Source organism: Jannaschia sp. L-14R (assembly GCF_056857695.1).
The window spans coordinates 163,950-179,952 of the sequence record NZ_JBSXNP010000009.1 but is presented as its reverse complement, the minus strand read 5'-3'; the positions used below and the strand labels follow the sequence as shown (position 1 = coordinate 179,952).

General features: G+C 64.2%; 12 protein-coding genes. 6 read left to right on the top strand and 6 right to left on the bottom strand.

Going from position 1 to position 16,003, the window contains the following annotated elements; genetic code table 11:
* Positions 1-233 precede the first annotated feature (233 nt).
* Complete coding sequence (locus AC13C2_RS05240) at positions 234-2,771, top strand: penicillin-binding protein 1A (RefSeq protein ID WP_092762689.1); 2,538 nt, start codon at positions 234-236, stop codon at positions 2,769-2,771.
* A gap of 131 nt (positions 2,772-2,902) precedes the next feature.
* Complete coding sequence (gene prfB, locus AC13C2_RS05235; RefSeq protein ID WP_092762347.1) at positions 2,903-4,027, top strand: peptide chain release factor 2; 1,125 nt, start codon at positions 2,903-2,905, stop codon at positions 4,025-4,027.
* On the opposite strand, the gene AC13C2_RS05230 is transcribed toward prfB, so the two are convergent.
* The 5 genes from AC13C2_RS05230 to AC13C2_RS05210 all read right to left on the bottom strand — a co-directional run bounded on the left by AC13C2_RS05230 (position 4,024) and on the right by AC13C2_RS05210 (position 8,723).
* A complete protein-coding gene (locus AC13C2_RS05230) occupies positions 4,024-5,283 on the bottom strand; it encodes a nucleotide disphospho-sugar-binding domain-containing protein (protein ID WP_482886141.1) in 1,260 nt (419 codons plus the stop codon). The two genes, prfB and AC13C2_RS05230, sit on opposite strands and share 4 nt — an antisense overlap.
* 105 nt (positions 5,284-5,388) lie before the next feature.
* Complete coding sequence (locus AC13C2_RS05225; protein WP_092762351.1) at positions 5,389-5,934, bottom strand: bactofilin family protein; 546 nt, start codon at positions 5,932-5,934, stop codon at positions 5,389-5,391.
* Positions 5,924-7,252, bottom strand: coding sequence for a M23 family metallopeptidase (locus AC13C2_RS05220; RefSeq protein WP_092762354.1), 1,329 nt, complete (start codon positions 7,250-7,252; stop codon positions 5,924-5,926). The genes AC13C2_RS05225 and AC13C2_RS05220 overlap by 11 nt, the downstream gene beginning before the upstream one ends.
* 179 nt (positions 7,253-7,431) lie before the next feature.
* Complete coding sequence (locus AC13C2_RS05215; RefSeq protein ID WP_482886140.1) at positions 7,432-8,247, bottom strand: ferritin-like domain-containing protein; 816 nt, start codon at positions 8,245-8,247, stop codon at positions 7,432-7,434.
* Entirely contained in the window at positions 8,244-8,723 is a 480-nt protein-coding gene (locus tag AC13C2_RS05210) for a peroxiredoxin (protein ID WP_092762358.1), read from the bottom strand. Before AC13C2_RS05210 ends, AC13C2_RS05215 begins: the two co-directional genes overlap by 4 nt.
* Positions 8,724-8,832: 109 nt before the next feature.
* Between AC13C2_RS05210 and AC13C2_RS05205 the strand changes: the two genes are divergently transcribed.
* The 4 genes from AC13C2_RS05205 to AC13C2_RS05190 all read left to right on the top strand — a co-directional run bounded on the left by AC13C2_RS05205 (position 8,833) and on the right by AC13C2_RS05190 (position 15,337).
* Entirely contained in the window at positions 8,833-12,153 is a 3,321-nt protein-coding gene (locus AC13C2_RS05205) for a YhdP family protein (RefSeq protein ID WP_482886139.1), read from the top strand.
* 28 nt (positions 12,154-12,181) lie between these two features.
* Positions 12,182-13,240, top strand: a complete 1,059-nt coding sequence (gene queA / locus AC13C2_RS05200) for a tRNA preQ1(34) S-adenosylmethionine ribosyltransferase-isomerase QueA (protein WP_092762362.1) — start codon at positions 12,182-12,184, stop codon at positions 13,238-13,240.
* A 232-nt stretch (positions 13,241-13,472) separates the two neighbouring features.
* Positions 13,473-14,747, top strand: coding sequence for an MFS transporter (locus tag AC13C2_RS05195; RefSeq protein WP_339641836.1), 1,275 nt, complete (start codon positions 13,473-13,475; stop codon positions 14,745-14,747).
* Positions 14,744-15,337 (top strand): DUF924 family protein, encoded by a 594-nt coding sequence (locus AC13C2_RS05190; protein ID WP_482886138.1) that lies wholly within the window; start codon positions 14,744-14,746, stop codon positions 15,335-15,337. Before AC13C2_RS05195 ends, AC13C2_RS05190 begins: the two co-directional genes overlap by 4 nt.
* A gap of 7 nt (positions 15,338-15,344) precedes the next feature.
* On the opposite strand, the gene AC13C2_RS05185 is transcribed toward AC13C2_RS05190, so the two are convergent.
* Positions 15,345-15,935 (bottom strand): TetR/AcrR family transcriptional regulator, encoded by a 591-nt coding sequence (locus AC13C2_RS05185; protein ID WP_482886137.1) that lies wholly within the window; start codon positions 15,933-15,935, stop codon positions 15,345-15,347.
* Positions 15,936-16,003 lie beyond the last annotated feature (68 nt).

The following is a 16,003-nucleotide window of genomic DNA, read 5'->3' as shown; positions in this document are numbered from 1 at the left end:
TGCGAAAGCCCCCGGATGTAACGCAAACTTTACCATCGCGCTGCCATTGACCTTGGGCGATGCGTCGCCCGTGCCCACGTTGTCGCTTTGACGGCAAACGCACGTCTGCGTATATCGAACCTGATGCCGCAAGGTCGGTGTCATGCGCGGATAGTCCAGGGGCGACCATGAAGATCATAGGCACGATGCGGACGATGGGCAGGGGGGGGGCCAATGCCACGAAGGGCATCGGCATGTTCCTGCTGTCGGCTATCGGCGGCATCTTTTCGGCGGTGACTCTTGGTATCATCGCGATCGCCATTTCGATCGGCGGCGTACTTTGGATGTACGGGCGCGATCTGCCCAACTATGAACAGCTTGCCCAATACACCCCCCCCACGATCAGCCGCATCTATTCCGGCGAAGGCCGTTTGATGGACGAATTCGCCCGTGAACGCCGTCTGTTCGTTCCGGCCGAAGATATCCCGACACTGGTCAAAGAGGCATTCATTTCGGCCGAGGACAAGAATTTCTACCTGCATGCGGGCTATGATCCGATAGGTATGATTTCGGCCGCGGTGGACGCCGCACGGGGCGAGCGTCTGCGCGGCGCCTCGACCATCACGCAGCAGGTGATGAAGAACTTCCTTCTGTCATCCGACCGGTCGGCGGAGCGGAAGGTGAAGGAAATCATTCTTGCCTCCCGCATCGAGGAAACGCTGAGCAAGGAAGATATTCTGGAGCTTTATCTGAACGAGATTTTTCTCGGGCAGAATTCCTATGGCGTGGCTGCCGCCGCGCAGACCTATTTCAACAAGACGCTGGCCGACCTGACGCTGGAAGAGGCCGCCTACCTTGCGATTCTGCCCAAGGCTCCATCAGATTATCATCCCGTCCGGGAGGCCGAACGGGCAATCGAGCGCCGCAACTACGTCCTGGGCGAAATGTTCGATAACGGTTACATCACACGCGCGGAAATGCAGGAAGCGCAGATGAAGCCACTCCTGACAGTCCAGTCGGGACATTATCCGCCGTTCCGTGCCAGCCTGCCGGCGCGCGATTATTTCACTGATGAGATTCGTCGACAACTGACCCGTGATTTCGGAGCGGAGGCCTTCTTTACGCAGGGCTTCAACATCCGGGCCACAATCGACGCCAAGATGCAGAGCGTTGCCGCTACCGCTCTGCGCAGGGCGTTGGAAAAGTTCGACCGTAACGGCGGCATCTGGCGCGGCACTGGCGAGACCATTCCGGTCGAGATTCTGGATGATGAGGTCGCATGGCGCACGGCGCTCGAGGCGGCAGACGTCGCCCGTGACATAGACCTCGGCAATCCCTGGCTGCCCGCGGTCGTCCTGAACGTCGGTGATCAGTCCATGACGCTGGGTGCCGAAGGGGTCGAAGGCACGATCGAGGTTCCGCGCGCGGATATCGAATGGATACGTGGCAGCTTCACCGACAATTTCGAGCCCGGACAGGTCGTCCATGTGCGTAAGCTGACCGATGACGCGACCGGTGATCTTATCCGCTGGTCCCTGCGGCAGGTGCCCGAGGTTCAGGGCGGGTTCATGGCGATGGACGTCAACACCGGTCGCGTTCTGGCGATGCAGGGGGGCTTCAGCTATCAGTATTCCCTGTTCAACCGCGCCACGCAGGCGACACGGCAACCGGGGTCCAGCTTCAAGCCATTCGTCTATGCTTCGGCGCTCGACAGTGGTTATCAACCAAATACCATCATCGTCGATGCGCCGATCGAGGTCGATCAGGGCAACGGAGAAATCTGGCGTCCCAAGAATGCTTCGAACCGGTATTATGGCCCTAGTCCGTTGCGCACCGGGATCGAGCGGTCGCGTAACCTGATGACCGTGCGTCTGGCGCAGGATGTCGGGATGAACGTCGTCGCCAGCTATGCCGAACGGTTCGGCGTGTATGATGACATGGAAGAATTGCTGGCCAACGCCCTGGGGTCGCAGGAAACCACACTTTACAAGATGGTTTCGGCCTACGCCATGTTCGCAAACGGTGGCGAACGGGTGGAGCCGACGCTGGTCGACCGAATCCAGGACCGCTATGGCCGCACCGTGTTCAAGCATGATCAGCGTTCGTGCAGCGATTGCGAACAGTTTGCGACCTTGTCCGAAGGGTTCGGCCCCCGCATCGTTTCGAACCGCGAACGGGTGATGGACCCGATCACAGCCTATCAGCTGACCTCTATGATGACGGGCGTGGTCGAGCGGGGCACCGCGTCGCGCACCGTCAACCTGCCGGTCCCGATCGCTGGCAAGACAGGCACGACCAACGATTCCAAGGACGTCTGGTTCATCGGTTTTTCGTCGACCATCGTGGCAGGCTGCTACATCGGTTATGACCGACCGCGACGCCTTGGTCAGGGGGCTTCGGGCGGCGGCACGTGCGGCCCGGTGTTCCAGGAGTTCATGGAAGAAGCGATCAAGGAATACGGGGGCGGTCCGTTCGAGGTACCCGATGGTGGCTATTTCGTGAATATCGACCGTTTCACCGGTGCGCGTCTGCCCGACGACGCATCCGGCGATGACGTTGTCGCCGAATATTTCCGCATCGGCGATGACCCGTTCGTCGGTCTGGGCAGTACCGTCATCGACGGTGGCTTTGCCCTTGCAGGTGACTTGCCGTTGTTCGGTCGGGGCGAGGGGGATGACAGCGACGGCACAGTTGCCCCGCCGTCCTCGGAAGTGCAGACCTCGACCGGCCGAAAGGTCGTCGTACCAGGTCGCGCCAGCTTCGGATCGCTGAGTTCGGGCGGTCTTTACTAGCCACCGTCATTTGCGGAGTGCCGCTGCGGGAGGACCTTCGGGTCCGACGACCCGATTCCGTTCTGGCCGGTCCCTTGCCGCGCGGACACGCAGCGGCTACCTCACCTGACGAATGATATCCGGAGACGATGATGCGCGCAGAAGTCCAGAACAACGTCGACGCCATCGGCAAGTCTGTCGCCCTTCTCAAGCGGCGGCTGGACTGGGAAACGGCGCCGCACCGGATGGAGGAGTTCAATGCGATGATCGAGGACCCGACCCTTTGGGACGATCCCGAGCGTGCGCAGAAGCTGATGCGCGACCGGCAGGCCCTGATGGATAGTATCGAGGGCATTGAGGCGCTGGAACGTGAAACTTCCGATAATGTCGAAATGATCGGCATGGGCGAACTGGAAGACGACGCCGAGATCGTTGCCGAGGCCGAAGCCGCCATCGCCAGACTGGTCGAGACCGCCGCGGAGAAAGAACTCGAGGCGCTTCTGGACGGCGAGGCGGACGGCAACGACACCTTTCTGGAAATCAACTCGGGCGCAGGTGGCACGGAGTCCTGCGACTGGGCCAATATGCTGGCGCGGATGTATACGCGTTGGGCCGAAAAGCGCGGCTATACCGTCGAGTTGCAGTCGCGGTCGCCGGGGGAGGAAGTCGGGATCAAGTCGGCGTCCTACAAGATCAGCGGCAAGAATGCCTATGGCTGGCTGAAGTCTGAATCCGGCGTGCACCGGCTGGTCCGCATCAGCCCCTACGATTCCGCGGCGCGGCGTCACACGTCGTTCAGTTCGGTCTGGGTCTATCCCGTTGTCGATGACAACATCGAGATCGAGGTCGCGCCCAACGACATCCGTATCGACACCTACCGGTCGTCCGGTGCGGGCGGGCAGCACGTGAATACCACCGACTCTGCCGTTCGGATCACCCACTTGCCGACGAACATCGTCGTGACCAGTTCCGAGAAATCCCAGCACCAGAACCGCGATATCGCCATGAAGGCGCTGAAATCCCGGCTCTATCAGATGGAGCTGGATCGCCGAAACGCCGAGATCAACGCCGCCCACGAAGCCAAGGGTGACGCCGGTTGGGGCAATCAGATCCGGTCTTACGTCCTGCAACCCTACCAGATGGTCAAGGATTTGCGCACCGGGTACGAGACGTCGGATACGCAGGGTGTTCTGGACGGGTCGATCGACGGGATCATGGCCAGCGTTCTGGCCTCGGATGCATCAGGCAAGAGCCGGGCCGACAGCACCGGGGATTAATCCGCGCTGGCGATCTGCGCCAGGTGCATCGCCGCCAGCAATGCCCCGTCCTCATGCGCAATCCGTTCGCCCAGATCGGTGGCATGGGCGTAATCGAACCGCTCCAACAATTCGCGCAGTTTGGGCATCGCGCGCGATGCGTTGAATTGGCGGCGGGGCAGAACGACAGCCATGCCCATGCGGGCCAGTCTGGCGGCATTATCGAGCTGATCGCCGCCAATCGGTACGACCAGTTGCGGGCGACCGGATCGCAGCGCTTCGGCAGCAGTCCCCATGCCACCGTGATGCAGAATCGCTGCAGCCTGTGGAAACAGCGGCGCGTGCGGCGTGTGCGGCAATGACAGAATATCGAGGCCGTCCGGAACCTCCGCCTGTCCGTGCAACAGCACCGACCGCAGGCCGAGCGCCCGCGACAGCCGCACCGCTTCGTCCCAGAAGGCCGGGCCACCGATACCCTGAGCAATGCTGCCCAGCGTGACAACCAGCGGCGGAGGCCCGGCTTCAAGCCACGCCTGCACCGAAGCCGACAGATCTCCCAATGGTGCGCGGGGGAAGCCGACGGCGATCAGGCCGGGCGGGGCATCGTCGGGGACCGGCGCGAAGCTTTCGGACCAGAGGCCAAGGCGGATCGGAACGGCTTCCATACCCGGATCGACCATCGGCGTGCCGTGGTGCGGCGGCAGGTCCAGCCGGGCGCGGACCCGATTCAGGGAGGGCGACAGACCGGCGCGCAGAACCGATCTGGCCGTGCCCATGACAGCCCGGTTCCAGCCCCGCGTGACCGGGTTTCGCGGGGTGCGGACGGCCAGATCCATCCCCGGTCCGCGCGGCGGGTCCAACGCCGAGAACGCCAGCGTCGGTTGCAGGGTCAGGGGCACGAAGGGCAGGCCCGCCCGTTCCGCCGCGATCGCCGCCGTGAAGGTCATGACGGTGCCGGCGACACAGGCCGCACCGATACAGGCTTCCTCGATCTGCGGCAGCGTATCGGGAATAGCGGGGAAGACCACGCGGCGCAGGAAAGGCATCGGGTTGCGGAAGAAGTCGTCGGCGAGTCTGTCGAAACTCACACCCAGGTCGGCGGCAACCTGTGCCCTGGTCGGACCGACCGGCGTAGCCAGAAGCCCCCAGGACCGGGCAATGACGCAATCGTCGGGGGACAGAAGCAGCCGGACCTCCACTCCGATCCGGTCCAGTGACCGCGCGATCGACAGAACGGGATAGAGATCGCCCAGCGATCCCGCTGTCGTCAGAACCACGGCCCCCCGGCGGGACGGCGGGATGCGTCCTTCGAGGCCTGAAAGATGCGAAACCCCGCTCCATTTCCGGAACGGGGTTCGCACGACATTGGCCATGTAGTGTGCTTAACTTTTGGGTGTCGTATTGGTCGTGTTGGTCGGCGATGTTGTCACGACAGGTTTGGCATTCTGGCGCGATCCACTCGACAGCGGGTCGTCCTGACGCTGCACCGCGCCCTCGAAATGCGCACCGGATTCGATGGCAATCGTCTTGTGGATGATGTCGCCCTCGACACGAGCGGTCGACGTCAGCCGGACTTTCAGGCCCCGGACGCGACCGATGACACGCCCGTTGACGACGATATCGTCGGCGATGACTTCGCCCCGGACCACGGCACCTTCGCCGACGGTCAGCAGGTGGGCCTGGATATTGCCTTCGACCTCGCCTTCGATCTGGATGTCGCCGGACGTCTTGATGTCGCCCTTGATAACAAGGTCCGAAGACAGCGACGACGGTGCCACCTTGGGCTTCATCGCGGCCTGACCGGCACCGAGTTCAAGACCCGCAGGCTTCGACGGTGGCGTCGAGGAAGGAGGCGGTGTCGCGCCGGGTGTGGTAGGCTTGTCCGAGGCGTCACCGCCGGGCTGGTTCAACTTAGATTTAGAAAACATCCTGACCTGCTTTTATAAAGGTATTAGGGTTCAGCGCCTCACCATTCCGCCTGATCTCATAGTGGGAATGCACACCGGTAACCCGTCCGGTGTCCCCCATACCACCGATGGTCTCCCCACGCGAGACCCTTTGGCCGACGGTAACGGCAATGGAGTCATTATGTGCATAGCGCGTCTCGAAGCCCAAGGGGTGCCGAATTTTGATCAGCTTGCCATATGCTGACGACCACCCGGCAAAGGTGACGACGCCATCCGCCGCTGCAAGAATCGGCGTTCCGCGACTGGCTGCCAGGTCCACGCCCGAATGCATCCGGCCCCATCGCGGCCCGAAAGCCGATGTCAGGCGATAGGCAGACTTGACAGGTTTGCCCAGCGGCAGGCTTTCGGCTGCAATACGGTACATGTCGACGTCTTCCAGCTTGTCCATCAGACGGTTTGCACGGGCTGTGTCCACATCGACCAGATCGGCGCCGCCACGCGTGGAAACGACGACGGGTTCCAGGGGGCCACCCTGACCGCTGTACCCACTGCGAACCGATTGCAGGAGCGAATCGGACGAGATGCCGGCCTGGTTGAACACCCGCTCCAGCGGGACCATCGACGTCTCGAGAGCGTCTTCCAGACGGCTAAAGATGCGATTGTTCCGCTCGGCAACGACTTCGGCCATCGCTTCCATGCGGGTGATTTCGGCGTCAGCGCCCATCGCCACAACCATGGCTTCGTCACGGGCGAGTGCGGTTGCATCCAGCGCATCGGCCAGAATTTCGGCGGTCTCTGCGCTATCCGCGGCCAACCGCTCGGCCAGAGCCGTCGCCTCGGGCGCGTTATCGAGGCGGGCCAGCAGGCTCTCGGCCTCGTCGCGGGCCTCGTTACGCTCGCTCACAGTGCGGCGCAGCGTTCGCTGAATGACTTCGATGCCTGTCTCGAGTTCGCGGACGCGCTGTTCGGAGGTCAGGACGGTGCCCTGCATTTTCGAAACTTCGTCAAGTGCGGAGTAGAATCGTTCCAGCGCCTGTTCGGCTTCCTGCGCGCGGGTGTCACGTTCGGTGGACAGGGCGGCCAGACGCGTCTCATAGGCGATCTGGGCACGCGCCGTCTGGTCGCGGCTGGACCCGGACGTGATGGCTCCGATCAGGAAGAACGAAGTGACCACGACCGTCCAGCCCACCACCAATGCCCCGCCGATCAGGGTGCTGGCCTGGGTCAGAGGACGGAGTCGGATGAAGCGTGTGCCTTCTTCGGATTTCAGGAACAGTCTCTGCTCGGGCAGGTGACGTTCCAGTTTCGCGTTGATCTTGTCCGACAGCCGTTGCTTCACGCGCCGTTCCCCCGTCTGATACTGACAAGCCGTGTCCGGCCCGAATTTAGTTCCCCCGACGGCCCTGAATTTTTCATAGGGTTCGTCATTTCGGCGGGTTCTAGACATTGTGATGCAATCGGGCAACCGTTCAGGCCCGTCGGCGGCAGAAACCCGCGCGTACCGGGTCCGACCTCCGGTCAGATGTCTTCGGTCAATGGCCAGTAGAAATCTGGCGGAAGGCCGGCATCGGCACGTTTTTCGACGTTGAAAGGGGGTTTCAGATTGCCGTGGAAATGGCGGCGCACCAGATCATGGAAGGCGGGCTTCGGGTCCAGGTCCTGCCGTCCGCACAGGAAGTTGAACCATTTCGACCCGAAAGCGACATGCGCAACCTCTTCGCTGTAGATGGTTTCCAACGCGGTAACCGCGTCGGTTGCCCCGGCGCGAAGAAAGACCTCGATCATGCCCGGCGTGACGTCCAGCCCGCGCGCCTCCAGTACCATCGGCACGACGGCCAGACGGGCCATCAGGTCGCCCGCAGTTTCTTCCGCCGCGCGCCACATTCCGGCATGGGCAGGCAGGGCACCATAGTGGCTGCCGACCGCGTTCAGGCAATCCGCCATCAGATTGAAGTGTTTCGCCTCGTCGTCCGCCGCCGACACCCAGTCGTCGAAGAAACCCATCGGCAGGGGCGTCGTGGAAAAGCGCGCGATGATGTCCCAGTGCAGGTCGACGGCGTTCAATTCGATATGCGCGACAGCATGCAGGAGGGCGATCCGGCCCTCGGGCGTGCCGGGTTTGCGGCGCGGCACGTCGCGCGGCTGGGCCAGTTCGGGCCGGTCGGGGCGTGCCGGCTTGTCGGGCGGCGTCGCGGTGCCGACCGGAATGACCGCTCCCCCCTCGGCTCGGGATGCGCGCCAACGGGCCGCGTGAGCACGAGAGAGGGCGGTCTTGGCGCGGCCCTCGGCGGTCGTCAGCACCTCGACCGCCATCCGCGCGAGACTGAGCGTCATCCCCTTACCGCGTCCAGCACGTCGTCCACATGGCCCGGCACCTTAACCTTGCGCCAGACCTGCCGCACCTTGCCCAATCCGTCGATCAGGAACGTCGCACGCTCGATCCCCATATAGGTCTTGCCGTACATGTTCTTCTCGACCCAGACGCCGTAATCCTCGCAGGTCGTGCCGTCCGCATCGGAGGCGAGGATCACCTTCAGATCGTGCTTGGCCAGAAACTTGTCGTGCTTGGCGGCGGTGTCCTTCGACACGCCGATCACCACAGCGCCCGCCGCATCAAACGCGGCGATGGCTTCGGAAAAGGCGATGCCTTCCTTGGTGCAGCCGGGCGTGTCGTCCTTGGGGTAGAAATACAACACCACCTGTTTGCCACCCGACTTGCCTGTGAAATCCGACAGGCTGACATGGCCGCCGCCATCTCGGGGCAGGGTGAATCCGGGGGCGTCCGCACCCGCTTCGATCTGACTGGACATGACATTCTCCGCTGGTTGGGTGACTGTTATCTATGGGGGACTTGGAACCCGGCAGGGGTCAGGTCAAGATGCAGTCCGCGCTTCCCAACACTCCGGATGCCCAATTCAGATGCCACAAGCCCCGGACAGACCGGTCAGACGACCCGGCCAACGCGCCCTGCGCGGGGTCGGGGTTCTGCTGCTGATCGTGGGGGTGATCGCGGCCGGAACAGCCTTTCGTCTGACCCGTGGACCGATTGCCCTGCCGGAATGGACGGTTGACCGGATCGAAGAGCGGATCGGACGCAATCTGGGCCCGCGCGCCGTATCCATGGGACAGGTCGCGATTTCGTATGATCTGCGGGACCAGGCGCTGCGGCTGGTGTTGCGCGACGCGCAACTGACGGACGCGGGCGTGCAGGTTCTGCTGTTGCCCGACGCGCGCGTGACACTGGATGGCGCGGCCCTGTTGCGCGGAAAGCTGCGCCCGCGCACCGTCGCGGTCGAAGGACTGACGCTGGATATGTCGCGCGATGCCGAGGGGCGCTTTTCGCTGGCATTCGGGTCGGGCGGCGGCGCGCTGCCGGGCACCTGGGCCGAGGCGCTTGCATCGCTGGACACAGCATTGGCGACTCCGGCCATTGCCGCGCTGGACAACGTCACGATCGAGGGCGTCACCGTCCGGTTCGACGACGTGATCACCGGCCTGTCGCAGCAGACGGAAAACGGCACCTTCACCTGGGCTCGACAGGGCGCGGGCGTGCGATTGACCCTGACGTCGGATTTGCGGCTGGGTGCGCGCAGGGCGCAGGCCGCACTCAGCCTGTTGCGGCGCACGGACGACGACGGAGCCGGACAGGGTGCCGAGGCGACCTTTGCGCTGACCTCTTTGTCACTGGCGGGATTGGCGGACATGCTGCCCAATATTCCGGCCCTGACGCTGGTCACGGGCGAGGTGTCGGCGACCGCGGCCATGACCCTGTCCGAGGATGGCACGCCCGGCCCGCTGCGGGGACGCGTGGTGGGACGCGACGCCCGCATGACGGATCACGCGTCGATGGCGCTGGACAGGGCGGTGCTGGCCTTCGACTGGTTGCCGGGATCGGGCCGGATCGGCCTGTCGGAAATCTCGGCCTCGTCGGACGAGATTGCGGTTCTCGCAGGCGGTCAGGTCCTTCTGGACGACGGATTGACCGGACCGGTCCAGGTGCAGTTGCAACTGGGGGAGACGATCTTCGACCCGGAAGGCCTGCTGGACCGGCGTGTCGAATTCCGGCAGGGCGTGATCGAGGCCCGGCTGATACAGCGTCCGCTGGGCCTGCGGATCGGGCAGGCAATGGTAACGGGTCCAAGCGGAACGGCGCGTCTGTCGGGTCGTCTGGACTACGGCGCTGAAGGTGCGGTCGGTGCGCTGCGCCTGTCGGTGCCGCGCATGAACGTGGCGGACCTGACCGCGCTCTGGCCGCCGTCCCTGCAGACGCAGGCCCGCGACTGGTTCACCACGAACCTTCTGGACGGCCAGGCAACGGATGCGACGGCACTGGTCCGCATCGCGCCCGGTCAGCCCCCCGAGGTCGCGGCCAGCTTCGATTTCTCCGATGGCAACTTCCGCTACATGCGTGCGATGCCGCTCGCTACCGGTGCGGCGGGGGCCGCACAGCTGAGTGGCAATCGTCTGACCCTGCGCGTTGACCGGGGTCGCGTGCCCGCCATCGGGCCAGACCCGTCCGACCCGACGGGGCCGGGGGGCGAAGTCGATATCGCTGGCAGTACCTTTACCATCCTCGATACCACACAACGACCTTCGACCGGCAAGCTCGCGCTTCTGGCTCGCGGTGAGATCGGCGACATGCTGACCCTGCTGGACAACCCGCCATTCCGCCTGCTGCAACGGCTGAACAAGACGCGCGACATGGCATCTGGCCGGGCCGAGGCGCGGGTGTCGGCGACCCTGCCTCTGCGCAAGGGCAATGCCCCGGCCGATTTCGTCTATGACGTCACCGCGCGCCTGACGGACGTGGAAAGTCGCAGCATCGTTCCGGGGCGTGTGATTGCCGCGGACGATCTGACGCTAACTGTCGTGCCGGGGCATGTGCAGATCGCGGGCGACATGGCGCTTGAAGGTGTGCCGTTTTCCGGCCGCTGGCAACAATCCCTGCCGCCCCCTTCGACCATACCCCTTGATCCGAATGTGCCCCGGCCTCCGGCGCAGCCCCTGCCGGAGCCGGGGCGCGTGACCGGCACGGCCCGCATTTCGCCCGATGGGCTGGCACGGCTGGGGATAGCGCTGGACGCGCTGTCGCTGCGCGGATCGGCGCAGGCCGATATCTCCGTCAGCTTGCCGCAGGGCGCTGCCCCGCGCCTGTCGGTCACCAGCGATCTGCGCGGCATGTCCGTCGCTTTGCCCGTCATCAGCTGGTCCAAGCCCGCCGAACAATCGGCCTCCTTCGCCGTCGAAGCGACATTGGGCGCCGTGCCCGAGGTCACGCGGATCAAGCTGGACGCACCTGGCTTGACCGCGCAGGGGCATGTGACCCTGCGCCCGAACGGCGGCGGGTTGGAGCGGGCCACCTTCGACAGCGTCGACACCGGATGGTTCCGTGGCCCCCTCGTCCTGACGGGGCGGGGTCCGGGCGTATCGCCGGCCATCTCGATCCGCAGCGGTCAGGCCGACCTGCGCCGCGCCTTGCTGGCGGGCGACGCGGGCAGCGGGGGTGGGGGCGACAGCGCGCCGCTGGAAATCGTGCTTGACCGCCTGACGATCACCGAAGGCATCGCGCTGACCGACCTGCGCGCGACACTGCGTGGCGGAGCGGGCAGTTTCACCGGGCGCATCAACGGCGGCGCTGCGGTTGAGGGCGTGCTGGCCCCACAGGGTGGCGGATCGGCGGTGCAGGTGCGGGGCACGGATGGCGGCGCGGTCCTGCAATCTGCCGGGCTGTTCAGGGACGCGCGCGGCGGGTCGATCACCATGACGCTGCGCCCGACCGGGCAGACCGGCGTTTACTCAGGCGAGCTGCGCATGGGCAATGTCCGCGTCCGCAACGCGCCTGCGCTGGCCTCGCTTTTGCAGGCGCTGTCGGTGGTCGGCATTCTGGAGCAATTGGGCGGCGAGGGGCTTTTCTTCCAGACGGTCGAATCGGACTTCACGTTACGCCCCGAAGACATCGTCGTGCAGCGGGCCAGCGCAGTCGGCCCGTCGATGTCGATCACGGCGGACGGCACCTATGATATCGGCACTAAACGGATGGACCTGCAGGGCGTCATTTCACCCATCTATCTGGTAAACGGGCTGTTCGGTGCGCTGTTTGCGCGACGGGACGAAGGCTTGTTCGGCTTCACCTATCGCCTGACAGGGCTTGCCGCCGATCCGCAGGTTTCGGTCAATCCTCTGTCGATCCTGACGCCGGGGGTGTTCCGCGATATCTTCCGCAAGCCGCCACCTTCCTGAGCGGTTTCCCGGCTGCTAGGAGGCGGCCATGAAACTCAGCGATTTCGATTTCGACCTGCCCGACGACCTGATCGCGACCCGGCCCGCCACGCCGCGATCGTCATCGCGGTTGATGGTGATGGAGGGCGACCGGATCAGCGACGCTGTCTTCACCGATCTGACCCGTTGGCTGCGGCCCGGAGATCGTCTTGTTTTGAACGATACCAAGGTGATACCAGCCCGTCTGAACGGCACGCGGGTGCGGCAGACGGCGGATGGATCGGGTCGCGCGAAGGTCGAGCTGACACTGACTGCGCCGCAGCCGGACGGGTCGTGGAAGGCCCTGGCCAAGCCGCTGCGCAAGCTGCGCGCCGGCGATCTGATCGAATTGGCGGCGGGCCATACGGCGCAGGTCATTGCACGGGGCGAGACCGATCTGACGCTGCGGTTCGACTGCGACTCCAGCGCGTTGCACGCCGTTCTTGAGGCCGCGGGCGAGATGCCTTTGCCGCCGTATATCGCCGCCAAACGTGCGCCCGATGCGCGCGACAAGGACGATTATCAGACCGTCTGGGCCCGCCATTCCGGAGCGGTTGCGGCGCCTACGGCGAGTTTGCATTTCGATACGCCATTGCTGGAAGCCCTGCGAAATCAGGGTGTTGAATTCACCGAAGTCACATTGCATGTCGGTGCGGGCACCTTTCTTCCGGTCAAGGTCGAAGACGTGACGACGCATCGAATGCATGCCGAATGGGGCGAGGTCACGCCCGATGCCGCCGCCGCCATCGCCGCGACCAAGGCGGCGGGCGGGCGGATCATTCCCGTGGGGACAACCGCCCTGCGTCTGATCGAAAGTGCGGCTGCGAACGGAGAAATTAATCCGTTTCAAGGGGATACGGACATTTTCATATACCCCGGATATGATTTCCGGGTGGCGGATGGGTTGATCACGAACTTTCACCTGCCACAATCGACGCTGCTGATGCTGGTGTCGGCGCTGATGGGACGGGATCGGATGCTGGCGGCCTATGCCCATGCGATTTCGCGGTCCTACCGGTTTTTCAGCTATGGCGACGCATCGTTGCTTTTGCCCACACCGCGGCATTGACAAACAAGCGCTTGCGCGGCGGATTTCGTAGGTGATGCGGGTATTCGCAACGGGTGATCTGCGTCGGACGTCCGCACGTTAATCTTCGATACTCACCTGGACGGTAGACCCGGATCGAGGCGATGACGTGCTCGCAAAAATGGCCACCCGTCCCGGCGTCGCATTTCGGCTGGACGCATCCCGCCATCGGGCGTAGGCGCGCCAAGACACAACCGTTGATCGAGGCCGCCCGATGCTGACCGTCATCCGTAACTCCTGGGCACTTTTGTTCGGCATCATGCTGCTGATGCTGGGCAACGGTATGCAGGGCACGCTGCTGGGTGTGCGGGGCGCGATCGAGGGGTTCTCGACCGGCGCAATGTCGATCATCATGGCCAGCTATTTCGCGGGCTTCCTGCTGGGCTCGCAGATGGTGCCGGACATGATCCGCAGGGTGGGACATGTGCGGGTGTTCGCGTTTCTGGGCTCGCTCGCCTCGGCGGGTCTGATCCTCTATCCGCTGCTGACGAACCCGATCGCCTGGACCGGACTGCGGCTGTTGCTCGGCTTCTGCTTTTGCGGCGTCTACATCGTGTCGGAATCCTGGCTCAACAATTCGACCACGAACGAGACGCGGGGCCGGGCGCTGGCGCTTTACATGATCGCCCAGATGGTCGGGATCGTCGCGGCGCAGGCCCTGTTCGCCTGGGGCGATGCGTCGGAGTACACGCTGTTCATCATCGTGTCGGTCCTGGTGTCGCTGGCCTTCGCGCCGATCCTTCTGGCGGCGACGCCGGTGCCGCCATTCGAGAGCGCCAAGCCGATGTCGTTCAGCAAACTTTATCACGTATCGCCGCTGGGCTTCATCGGCATTTTCCTGATGGGGGCAGTCTTCTCGGCGCTGTTCGGCATGGCCGGCGTTTACGGAGCGGCGGCGGGGCTGACCACGGGGCAGATCGCTTTGTTCGTCTCGGCGATCTATACTGGGGGGATGCTATTGCAGTATCCAATTGGCTGGCTGTCTGACCGGGCCGATCGGCGAAAGCTGGTCATCGCGGGTGCGGTGATCGGGGTGCTGGCCTGTGGGTTGGGCATATCAGGTCTGGGCGGCGTCAACGGCGCACTGGTATCGGCATTCCTGATCGGCGGCATGGCGAACCCGCTCTATGGGATTCTGCTGGCCTATACGAACGATTATCTGGAATACGAGGATATGTCGGCGGCGTCCGGTCGGTTGCTGTTCGTCAACGGTCTGGGGGCGGTCGGCGGGCCGCTGATCACCGGTTGGCTGATGGGTGTCGCCGGACCGGCGGGGTTCTTCATCTTCGTGGGTGTGTTGATGCTGGTGCTGGCGGTCTATGCCGGGTGGCGGATGACGCAGCGTGGCGCGCAACCGATCGGCGACGATACCAATTATGTCGTCATGTCCCCGATGGCCACCACGCCTGTCACCATCGAATCCGTGGTCGAGGAGTGGGAAGATCAGGCCCCGGAGGTCGGGACCGACACCATGGCGGTGAACCCGTGACCGCCGCCGTCGCACCCGTCGCGCCGGACGCCGTCCTGCGGTTCTGGCTGGAGGAGTGTTCGCCTGCCGACTGGTACACACAGGACGACGCGCTGGATGCGAAGATCCGGGACCGGTTCGGCGCGACCCTGGATCAGACACTTCCCCTGTCGCAGCCCCTTTCGCAGTGGCGCACCACGCCTGAGGGCACGCTGGCGCTGCTGATCCTGACGGATCAGTTTCCGCGCAACATGTTTCGCGGCACGGCGCGGGCTTTCGCCACGGATAACCTGGCGCGGGCGGTGACGAAGTGGGCCATCTCACGCGGGTTCGACCGGCGGATCGAAGGGACAGCGCGTCAGTTTTTCTATCTTCCGCTGGAGCATTCGGAGGTGATACCCGATCAGGAGCGGGCCGTCCGTCTGATCGCGATGTGGGGGGAAGCGCCGCAGACGCTGCTGCATGCGCGTGCCCATCGCGCGATCATCCGCCGTTTCGGGCGGTTCCCGTTCCGCAATGCCGCGCTGGGACGGATGACGTCGCCCGCCGAACAGGCCTTCATCGACGACGGTGGATACGGCGCGATTTTGCAGGGTTTGCAGGCGGGGTAGGCCGCGATCAGTCGGAAGGGCGGACCCGCGGACACAGCCATGCGTCGAGGAACGTCAGAAGCGGTTCACGCAGCCCGTCGCTCACATGCAGGGCGCAGAATCGCAGCGCCATGACCTGTATCGCAAAGGCCTGCACGCCCTCGGCCAGAATGTCGGGCGGAACGTCGCGGCGGAAGGTGCTGCCTGCGATCCATGTCGAGACCACACGGACATAGCGCTCGAACGTGCGCGCGATTGGGCCGATGTCCTCGATCGCGGCGGCCCCCGAGCGGCGCAGGATAACGTCGAAGACATAACGCTCGCAGGTCATGAAGGTCATCAGCGGCATCAGGCGATCGACCAGATCTTCGGGGCTACGCGGCGCGGGGGAGGTTTCGATGGCATCCAGGTGCGCGTCGATCCGGGAGCCGATCAGCAGGTCCATCAACGCATCCTTGTCTTTGAAATGCGCGAAGAAGGTGCCCTTGGCGACACCTGCGGCCAGCACGATCTCCTCGACGCGCAGGGCCTCGAACCCGGTGCGTGCCACAGCGGCTTCGGCGGCCGCGATCAGGCGGGCGCGGGTTTCGAGCGTGCGTTTCTGGACCGGTCTTCCCATGACCATGATCTGCCAGTTTTTTCGACCGTGGTCAAATTATGCATTGACCGTGGTCAATTTTATTGCAA